Consider the following 10,231-nt stretch of genomic DNA (forward strand, 5'->3'; position numbering starts at 1 on the left):
CTAATTAGCTTGAATTTTTTGAAATAAGCCAGTGTAAAACAGGGTCCCCAGTGGCATAATCAAACTATTAATTGTTATTAAAATGGTTGTTACACGTCCCAGAAATTCTGTTGGCACACTTTTTTGCAATTCGACTTGCATGACAATATTAGGAATTACGACGACAACTCCCAGTAAAAACATGACAAACGCTCCGGCAAGACTAACACTAGCGGCCGAACGGAAAAGCATAAAAACACCTCCCAATAACATCATGATCACGCCATCTAAAATCAGTGGGACCAATAATAGCTGGCGAAAGTAATTCTTAGTTAACTGCCAGCTCATAATTAGGCTCCCCAATAAAATTCCAGCAGAATCTGCGCTTTCTAAAACACTGATCGGCAGATTGCCTAAATGCAACCTGTCATTGATCACAAATGGTATTTCAACCGTCAAACTAGTGAAAACAAAATTGACCAAGACAGCGATCATGATGACTCCTTTGATCAGCGGACGATGGCGAATATAGTTGATTCCAGCTTTAAACATCTGTAACTGTCCGGTTTGTGATGACCGTTTTTTAGTTGTTTTAGATGCATAATGAAAGTTCATCGTCAGCATGATCAGAAACGAAACTAGCGAGGAGAAGATCTCAATCATGATGAAGGCCTCAAATCCCACCAATGAATAGAGAATCACTCCCAACAAGGGTGAAAAAATCGCAGAAATTGAGCTGGCAGTTGAAGTCAGTGAGCTCAGCTTTTGAATCTTGCGGTCATTAACTAATTCGTGAACAGCTGCCGAGTAAGTGGTCGACGAAAAATCAGTCCAAATATAATCCAGTATGGAGAAAATCACTACCGGGATCAATTTACCAATTCCAGCAAACAGTGGCAAGGCCCAGGCAAACAGAAGCAAACTGGATAACCGCGACAGATCACTGACAATTAAGATAGCTTTATGGGGATAACGATCAACAAGATTCCCTAATGGGACTAACAGGAGCAAGCTGACAAGTGGACCAATAATCGTTGAAATCCCAAAACTAATTGCTAAATGAGTCTGATTCAGCAACATCAGCCCCATTCCAAAGGAAAACATCTCCCCACTTAGAGAACCGATTAAGTTACTAGAAAAGTCTTTAAAGATTTGTAGATTGGACTGTCGATCACTGATCGTAATTTCAGACATTTTGCCACTTCCGGTTTCTTTTAATTAGTCTAAGTAATAAATTTCAAGATTTGAAGCTTTGAGTTGCCCTATCAACAAGATTGTCTTGGTCAAAATGGTCGCATCAGCAGCTGGTTCAATCTCTACATTGCCCATCAAAGATTTAAGCCGGTCAATCACTTGCCAACCTTGCGGAATATATAAATCCAAGTTGCTGGCTGTGCAATCGAGCTTGACTACTACTTGATTTTCTTTAACCGCGACCTGATTAAAATAAATACTCATATCGCTTGCCAGCATGACCACCTCAACTTCTTTTAAATTCCGGGCTTGCAAGTATTTCGTGCTAGACGTCAGTCGACCGCTTAACTGAATAATTTCATCATTATTAGTTGTCCAGCCTTTTTTAATGTGTTTGGTCTTAGAACGATTGCTAGCAAATAAGGTTTGCAATGAACTAAAATGATGATGTTGCATAACTGGTCCCAGAATTAATGACAGTCCGATATCCAATAATAATGCCGTCAAGAAAATCGTCCAACCTGAAAGCGCAATTCCCAAGAGTTTTTGGTACAAGAAAAACAAAAAAGCTAGCGAGAAAATAATTCCTGTCAAACTGAGATTGATTAAATTCTTGATAAGAATCATTACGATCAAAAAAGTGGCAATTAATGTTCCTGGACCAAATGGATAATTGAACCATTGCAACTGACTGCCAATCAGCAAAACTGCTGCTAATAAGCAAGCCAAGCCCCAAAACCAACGTTCTTTCTTCATTAATGTAATCTCCTTTCATTCAACCGGTGTTTTAAACTTTTATAATAACTGCGTGACACATATAATTGCTTTTGCGAATTATAGAATTGAATCACATTACCGGTGAGAGTATGCTTCAAAGAAAAGATCTGATCAAGATTTAAAATAGCCGATTTAGCGACCCGCATAAAATTGGGCGGCAAAAGCTCTGCCAACTGATATAGCTTCTTATCTGTCAAGTAAGTCTGACGTGCCGTATGGACAAGAATTTTTCGCTCGTCCGTTTCAAAAAATAGAATTTCTGTTAACTTTAAATAATATTCCGTGCCATCCTGATCAAAGAATTTAAAATGTTGAGTTTGTTGGACTTGCTTCTCAAGCAGCTGACTCAAGTCTTTGACTTGCTGGTCCAGTTTTGGTGTGCGAATAATAATTTCTTTTTCCTGCAGATCAGACTGAACTTCAATGGTAATTTTCATACTTTCACCTCTTTGGCGTCTTGATTTGATTAGCTACATTTCACCATATTTGCTGACTAAAATAAACTGCTATTGTCTAAGTGGTCAAATTTCAGCCCTTACCGACAGATCTAGCTAATCAATTAGCGACTCAGAAAATATAAAAAAACTGCTGTCCGATTCTGGATAAGCAGTTTATAAATTATTAATAAATTAAATTATTTCCTTATCTGACCAATCGCAATGACTTCATCAGTTAAGCTTGAAGTCCCCAGGTAAGTCAATGTTACGTTAAGCATTTTTTTATTATTACTCTCCCAATAATTTAAAAGTCATTAACATCCAGTACCGTGTAACTTCGCTTATCGTAACGATTGCGACTAGTTGCATATTCAATATTTTCACCGTTATTTAACCAGACGATTTCTTCAAATTCCAACATTGGATCGTTTTTTTGGGCTTGTAAATATTTAATATCTAATTTATCTGGCAACGTCGCTCGAATTTTGCGATATGCACCACCAAATTTCAAATGCAACTGCTGATGCAAATAACCGTAAACCGATTTATGCAAAATGTCTTCATTTAACCCAGGCACTAACTTAACTGGCATAAAAGTGTGCTCTAAGATCAAAGGATCACCGTTTAAAATTCGCAAACGTCTGATTTCATAGACCGGATCATCTTTTTTAATGTCAAGCTTGGTTTGTAAATCCTGATTTGGAAAATGAACTTCAAATGAAATAATTTTACTCTCAACCTTTTCGCCAGTATGTTGTTGACTTAATCCATCGAAAGCATTCGCTGGGGAATCATTAGCTGCTTTGATTGGAATGACTCCTAAAACAATTGTTCCCAAACCCGACTGCTTGTAGATCAAACCCTCATGCGCCAGCAAATCAAGTGCCTTCTTGACCGTCAAACGACTGACATTAAATTCACTAGCTAATGAATTTTGATCTGGCATAATTGATTTTGCTTTATAAACTCCCTTAAGAATTCGTTGACGAATTGTTTCTGCAACAAATTGATATTTAACGGTTTTCATTATTAATAACCTCAATATTGATTTTCTTTTACTTTCTATTTTACAACTTTTATGAGTCAAACTTGGACTTTTAATTAAGAAAAACTAGTCTTTTCTTTTAAAAGATTCATTTCTACAAAAAAAAACAGAGTCAAGATGCAGCTCTGCTTAAAAGTTTATTCTATGAAGTAGATTAATTTTACAAGTTCTCACCATTTGTGGCTATAATTCGTTGATACCAATAAAATGAATCCTTAGGAATTCGTTTTAAAGTACCTTTACCTTGATCATCTTTATCAACATAAATGAACCCGTAACGTTTTTCCATTTGACCAGTTCCAGCTGAAACAATATCAATTGCTGACCAAGGCGTATATCCAATAATCTTGATGCCATCTTCGACAATTGCTTTTTTTAACTGAACCAAATGTGCTTGCAAATAATCGATCCGATATGAGTCATGAATCTTACCGTCAGCGGCAATTTCATCCCGCGCGCCAAGACCATTTTCAACGACAAATAAGGGTAAATGATAACGATCATTAAACCAGTTAGCACCATAACGCAAGCCTTCAGGATCAATTGTCCAGCCCCATTCAGAAGCCGGCAAAAATGGATTTTGAACATCACTACTAAAATCATCATACTCATAAGCTGGATTATCTTCACTAGCCTTAACAGTTTTTGACATATAGTAACTGAAACCAATATAATCAACTGTTCCCTGTTTTAGATCATAACGGTCAGCCACAGTAATATCAGTGCGATAATGCTTATTTTGCAAAAAAGCTTCCATAAATGATGGATACTCGCCATTAACATGTACATCAGTAAACCAATAGCGCTTCTGCATCGCTTTTTCTGCCATCATGATATTTTGTGGCTGTGAGTTTAATGGATATAATGGCTCCATCGCTAACATGCAGCCAATTTGATAAGCTGGATTGATTTCATGGCCATGAGCAACCACAATTGCACTTGCCACCAGTTCGTAATGTGCAGCCTGATACATTAGTTGCTCAGCATTCTCACCTGGCTTGACTTGAATTCCCGAGTTAGTGTAAAGGCAAAATTCATTATGATAACCGGTTTGATTATTGATTTCATTAAAGGTCATCCAATACTTAACTTGTTTGCGATAACGTTGAAAACAAACATCGGCAAATTTAACGAAAAAATCAATCATTTTTCGATTACGCCAGCCACCATATTTGACAACTAAATTATAAGGAATTTCAAAATGTGAAAGCGTCACGATTGGCTCAATCCCATTTTTTAGACATTCAGCAAATAAATCATCGTAAAATTTCAAACCAGCTTCATTGGGCTGAGTCTCATCGCCTTGTGGAAAGATTCGACTCCAAGCAATTGAAGTTCGAAAACATTTAAAACCCATCTCAGCCATTAGTTTCAAGTCACTTGGGTAATGATGATAAAAATCAATTGCTTGATGATTAGGATAATTTTGACCAGTAATAACTCCAGCTGTAATTTGGCGCTGTTGTTTAGCTGACCCAGCCGTCATCACATCAGCGACGGAAGGCCCTTTACCAGCTTCATCCCATGCACCTTCCAGTTGATGAGCGGCGACTGCCCCACCCCATAAAAAATTTTCAGGAAATCTCTTCATCAATTTTCTTTCCTCCTATAGTTATTAATAAAAGAGGCTGGGAAAAAATCTCAGCTTCTCAATTTTGACTAAATATAATTTTTGATTATTAAATAAATTACTTTGCGAGCCTTTGATAAACTGCAACAAATTCCTTTGCCAAGTCTTTAAAAGCAATTGCTGTCATTAGATGATCTTGAGCATGAACTAAATACAAATCCACTTGAGTTTTTTCACCCTGAGCCTCTTTAGTTAACATCTCAGTTTGAACATTATGAGCTTGATTTAATGCTTCATCAGCTGCCTTGAGATTTTTCTCTGCTGCTTGAAAATCTCCTTTTTTTGCAGCTTGAATCGCTGCCACACTACTACCTTTAGCATTGCCTCCCGCCATGATTAATCCCATAACTACTTGCATTCGTTTATCCTCATTCATGTACTATGCCCTTCCATTTAAAATTTCTTCAGCTGTCGTCAAAACTTTGGCTCCATTCATCATGCCGTAATCAGTCATATTAATGACATCCATTGGGATTCCAGCTTTGTCGGTCTTCTTTTTAATTTCATCTTTCATATAAGCTACCTGAGGTCCAAGTAGTAAAATATCTGGTTTCGTAAATTCAAGTTGATGATCAATATCAGCCGTTGAAGTTGCAAAAATTTTATAGTCTTTCCCCTTTTCTTTGGCTGCAGCCAACATTTTTGAAACTAATAATGAAGTCGACATTCCTGCTGAACAGGCTAACATAATTGTTCTTTCACTCATTGAAATCAACTCTCCTTTAAATTATTTTGTCTCGTTAGCTATTTTTTCTTGTTCTTGAGCTAACAAATAACTGTCATATTTTTTAGCAAATGGAAAATAAATTGCTGTTGACATAATTAATACAATTGTTTGCCAAATTGCCATTTTCCAGCCGCCAATTAAAAAGCCTGAAATGATTGGCGGTGTCGTCCACGGTGCCGCCACTCCATTTAAAGGTGGAACAATTCCAAAGTAAATCACTAAATAAGTCGTTAAAGCTACAATCACCGGAGTTAAGAAGAAAGGAATCGCCAAGAACGGATTCATAACTAATGGCAAACCAAATAAGAAAGGTTCATTGATATTAAAAAGTGCCGGCACCAATTCAATTTTCCCAAGCGATTTCATTTGAGCTGACCTTGCGGCATACAAAGTAAAGATAACTAAACCAATCGTAATACCCGAACCAGTTAAATTAATAAAGTTATTATAAAATTCATTGGTAACGATATGTGCACCATTTGCAAGACTTAAGCGTCCTTCATTAAACAATCGTGCATTATCAAAAGTATTTGGAATTAATAAACCACTGGTGATTGCTCCCATAATTAAACCGCCATGCACGCCAAAGAACCAGAAGAAAGGTACCAAAAATGCGATAATTAAAGCGCCACCCAGAGAATCCGATAAACCTTGCAAAGGCGTTTGCAACATTTTATAAATTAATTGCAATAAATCAGTACTCATAACCATCTTGAAGAAAGCATACAGCAACATTGAAGCAGTTAAAATTACACCGGCTGGGATCATTGCCGTAAACTGATTAGCAACATTGGCTGGCACTTGTTCTGGTAAGGTAATTTTCCAACCAGCTTTTAACATTTTGGAATATGACCACCCAACTAATATTCCAATAATGATTGCTGCAATCATTCCCTGACCACCCAACCAAGTAATATTAATTACATTAGTAACTGGTGATGAAAGAAATGTTTGCAATGCGTGAGGCAACTTGTCGATATTTTGAGCAACTTGCGTACCACTCATAACGGTACTACCTGCTGCGTTGGTAATGCCAGAACCAGCCTTACCCATTGAAGCGACTAAAGGATTATCAACTTGTAAAAATTGCAAAATCAAAAACGCTGATAGGGAAGTTAAACCAGCAGGAAGTGGCTCATATCCTTCATTTCGAACATAAACATACGCAATTCCAATTGAGGCCCAGACCGAAATCAACCCAAACGATGCTGTATAGGCTTGACTAAACACTGCTGACCAGCCAGATGCTTTTAAAGCATTAGCAACCGAGGTTATTGGAATATTTGATAAAATCAAAAATACTGAGCCAATGATAATGAACGGCAAAGCATAAACCATTCCGTCTTTTAAAGCAGTGATCGCTTTGGTATTAACAAATTTCATAATTGGCGGTAAAACTTTTTTATTAATAAAGTCTCCAAAACTACTTTTTGACATTATAATTCATCTCCATTTTTTTCAAGTAACGATTTAAACCAGTAAAATGACTTCTTCGGAATCCTTTGCAAACTTCTTAAATCGTGATTACTTCGATCAACATAAACCGTCCCATATCGTTTTTCCATATCTCCTTGAGAGCTAAGAATGTCAATCAATCCCCAGCCAAGATATCCTAGAACTTTGGCACCATCGATAAACATTGCATCTTTCATAGCCTTGATGTGTGCTCGATGATAATCAATCCGTTGCTGATCATTAATTGGATCGTGACCATTCCATATTTCTTTCAAACCAATCCCATTTTCAACTGGGAAAACTGGAATTCCATAACGGTTATAAAGTGCTGTTAGTACATTGCGAAAACCCAGTGAATCAATCGACCAATTCCATTCATTCGTTTCTAAAAACTCATTAGGAGTACTTGCTTTTTCTCCAAATAAATTTGGTGGAATTTTAGTATTTAATTTATCGGAACTGAAAACTTCACTCCGATAGTAACTAAATGCTAAAAAATCAACTTTGGATTTTTCAATCAGTTTTAAATCTTCCGCATTTAAATCTATTTTAATTTGATAATTTTTAATAAATTGCAAAACTTCTGGTGAATAATGTCCTTCAGCAAAGATATCGTTCAAATTATTATATTGAAATTCACAAAATTTTCTCACTGCCATGGTATCTTTAGGACGACAACTAGCCGGATAAACTTCGGTATATGCGGTCATTCCGCCGACATTTAGTGACGGATAATTTTGATGAATATAAGCTGTTATAAGCGAATGTGCCAAAACCGTATGATGAAAAATTGTATACATCGCTGATAAAGTTTGTTCACCCTTTAAATAGCCTGATATCCTAAAAGCTGTCTTAGTAAAATACAAGTTTTGTTCATTAAAAGTCAACCAATATTGCACGCGATCAGCAAAATGATCAATCATCTTTTTAGCAAATCTGACAAATGCAGCGACCGTCCTTTTTGATATAAAACCGTTTTCTTTTTTGGCTAAAGCTAATGGCATATCAAAATGATATAGGCACACCATCGGAATAATCCCTCGTTTAAGCATTGCATTAATTATTCGATCATAATAAGCAATTCCTGCTGAGTTAAAATCACCATCCCCAGTTGGATTCACCCGCGACCAAGATATTTGAATTCGATACATGTTTAAATGCATGTTTTTTAATAAATCTAGGTCTTCTTCATAACGATGATATTCATCAATTGCAATTTTCCAATCACTACTTGTTTTGGTAGCTTTTCGAAGATCATAAACAGATTTCCCTTTGCCGGCTTCATTCCATGCACCTTCTGATTGCATGCTTGAGACTGAATTGCCCCAAAAAAAGTTTGACGGCATTTTTCGTTTGTTTTTCAATCTCTCACTCCTTATTAAACGCTTTCATTCTCGAGAACATCTTAAGTATAGATTCATCCTTAAAAAAAGTCAATATCTATTTTTTATAAAGTATATACTTTTATAAAGGCCATAAAAAAAGCATCTTCATTACTAGATGCTTTTTTTGCCTATTCTATTTCTTCATGGCTGGGAAACTTGGCTTTAATTCCAAATATCAGTCCACCGACAATCATTGCCAGCAACAGAATAAAACCAAAGCCGAAATGGCTACTGAAAATAAAAGCTGCTCGCTGACTGTCAGTTTCAGCTAATGATGAGCCCCAGGCCATTAGAGTCGTAGTAACGGCTGTCGCCAATGCTCCGCTGATTTGCTGCAGTGTGTTCATAATTGTACTGCCATCTCCTGATTGTTGACGTTTTAAATGACTTAAACCAAATGTTTGAACTGGAGACATAATCAAGGCCACCCCAATCATCAATAAAATATGAGCAGTTACTAAATGAGCAATCGTAGCTCGTGAAGTGAGTACTATCAATAAAGTCAGCCCCAGCAAAGCAAAAATTACTCCCCCACTAGCTAATTTGCGGGCCCCAAATCGGTCATATAGTCGACCGGAAGCAGCTGAAACAAAAGCATTAACCAGTCCGCCAGGCAGCATCCACAGACCAGTTTTGATCGCTGAGATCCCTAATCCGCGTTGAAAAAGCAAGGGCAAGAGATACATTGAGCTGATAATAATTCCAAAATTTAGCGCAATTACCCACGTACTCAGGTTAAACTCACGATTTTTAAAAATTTTGAAGTTTAAAATTGGCTGTGAGCTGTTAAGCTGTTGATGAATATAACCAAATAAAATAACCACAGCTACCGCTAACAGCCCTAAAACTAACGGTGATGTTATCCCTAAATTGCTTACCAAGCTAGCAGCTGTAACTAACATACCAAAACCGGCTGCCGAAGCAATCACTGCTGACCAACTAAATTTAGGCTTAGTTTGAGAAATCAAATTTGGCACTGTTAAACGAATCAAAATCCAAGCTACCACCAAAATTGGCAAAAATAACCAGAAAATCCAACGCCATGACAAATTTTGCAAAATAACTCCGCTGATAGTTGGCCCTAAAGCTGGTGCAAACATAATAACAAGGCCAATGATTCCCAAAACAGTTCCTAGTTTTTGCGGTGGAAACAATAAAGCAGCAATGGTAAACATTAATGGCAGCAATAAACCCGTCCCGATTCCTTGAATCATACGGCCAAATAATAACCAGCCAAAGTTAGGAGCACAGGCAGCCATAACCGAACCCGTTGCAAAAATCGTTACAGCAAACAACATCAGCTGCTTAGTCGGAAACCAGTGCGAGATTAAACCGGAAAGCGGCAAAACGATCCCGATCACCAGCATGTAACCCGTGATCAGCAGCTGAACTGTTCCTTCATCGACTTTCAACTCTTGCATCAAGGTCGGCAGTGCAATGTTCAAAGCTGTTTCACTAAAGAGTCCAATAAAGCCACCAGCTAGGATGCCAATCAAAGCCACAATCGATGCTTGTCTTTCTCTCTTTAAAATAAATCATCCCTCCAAACACAAAATCCCCCCTTACCGATAAAGTTAACTTCGGTAAGGGGGTTATTTTTGT

The 10,231-nt window shown here is 37.2% G+C and carries 10 protein-coding genes; all 10 read right to left on the reverse strand.

All coding sequences use genetic code 11. The features are described 5' to 3' along the window. Nucleotides 1-1,173 carry an MFS transporter gene (locus ON15_RS11090; protein WP_010581561.1) on the reverse strand — a complete coding sequence of 391 codons (1,173 nt, stop codon included), beginning with the start codon at nucleotides 1,171-1,173 and terminating at the stop codon, nucleotides 1-3. Nucleotides 1,174-1,197: 24 nt separating this feature from the next. Further along, nucleotides 1,198-1,929, reverse strand: a complete 732-nt coding sequence (locus ON15_RS11340) for a hypothetical protein (protein ID WP_010581562.1) — start codon at nucleotides 1,927-1,929, stop codon at nucleotides 1,198-1,200. Beyond that, nucleotides 1,929-2,387, reverse strand: a complete 459-nt coding sequence (locus ON15_RS11100) for a LytTR family DNA-binding domain-containing protein (RefSeq protein WP_010581563.1) — start codon at nucleotides 2,385-2,387, stop codon at nucleotides 1,929-1,931. The genes ON15_RS11340 and ON15_RS11100 overlap by 1 nt, the downstream gene beginning before the upstream one ends. 304 nt (nucleotides 2,388-2,691) lie before the next feature. Next, nucleotides 2,692-3,414, reverse strand: a complete 723-nt coding sequence (locus ON15_RS11105) for a GntR family transcriptional regulator (protein WP_010581564.1) — start codon at nucleotides 3,412-3,414, stop codon at nucleotides 2,692-2,694. A 178-nt stretch (nucleotides 3,415-3,592) separates the two neighbouring features. After that, nucleotides 3,593-5,023, reverse strand: coding sequence for a 6-phospho-beta-glucosidase (locus tag ON15_RS11110; RefSeq protein WP_010581565.1), 1,431 nt, complete (start codon nucleotides 5,021-5,023; stop codon nucleotides 3,593-3,595). Nucleotides 5,024-5,120: 97 nt separating this feature from the next. Continuing rightward, entirely contained in the window at nucleotides 5,121-5,438 is a 318-nt protein-coding gene (locus ON15_RS11115; RefSeq protein WP_010581566.1) for a PTS lactose/cellobiose transporter subunit IIA, read from the reverse strand. A gap of 3 nt (nucleotides 5,439-5,441) precedes the next feature. After that, nucleotides 5,442-5,768, reverse strand: coding sequence for a PTS sugar transporter subunit IIB (locus ON15_RS11120; RefSeq protein WP_010581567.1), 327 nt, complete (start codon nucleotides 5,766-5,768; stop codon nucleotides 5,442-5,444). Nucleotides 5,769-5,789: 21 nt separating this feature from the next. Continuing rightward, nucleotides 5,790-7,226: a PTS sugar transporter subunit IIC gene (locus ON15_RS11125; RefSeq protein WP_010581568.1), complete on the reverse strand. Its 1,437-nt coding sequence runs from the start codon at nucleotides 7,224-7,226 to the stop codon at nucleotides 5,790-5,792. Next, complete coding sequence (locus ON15_RS11130) at nucleotides 7,226-8,608, reverse strand: glycoside hydrolase family 1 protein (RefSeq protein ID WP_010581569.1); 1,383 nt, start codon at nucleotides 8,606-8,608, stop codon at nucleotides 7,226-7,228. The genes ON15_RS11125 and ON15_RS11130 overlap by 1 nt, the downstream gene beginning before the upstream one ends. A gap of 149 nt (nucleotides 8,609-8,757) precedes the next feature. Beyond that, entirely contained in the window at nucleotides 8,758-10,131 is a 1,374-nt protein-coding gene (locus ON15_RS11135) for a DHA2 family efflux MFS transporter permease subunit (RefSeq protein ID WP_010581570.1), read from the reverse strand. Nucleotides 10,132-10,231: the final 100 nt, after the last annotated feature.

It is taken from the genome of Liquorilactobacillus vini DSM 20605 (assembly GCF_000255495.1).
Classification (GTDB): Bacteria; Bacillota; Bacilli; order Lactobacillales; family Lactobacillaceae; genus Liquorilactobacillus; species Liquorilactobacillus vini.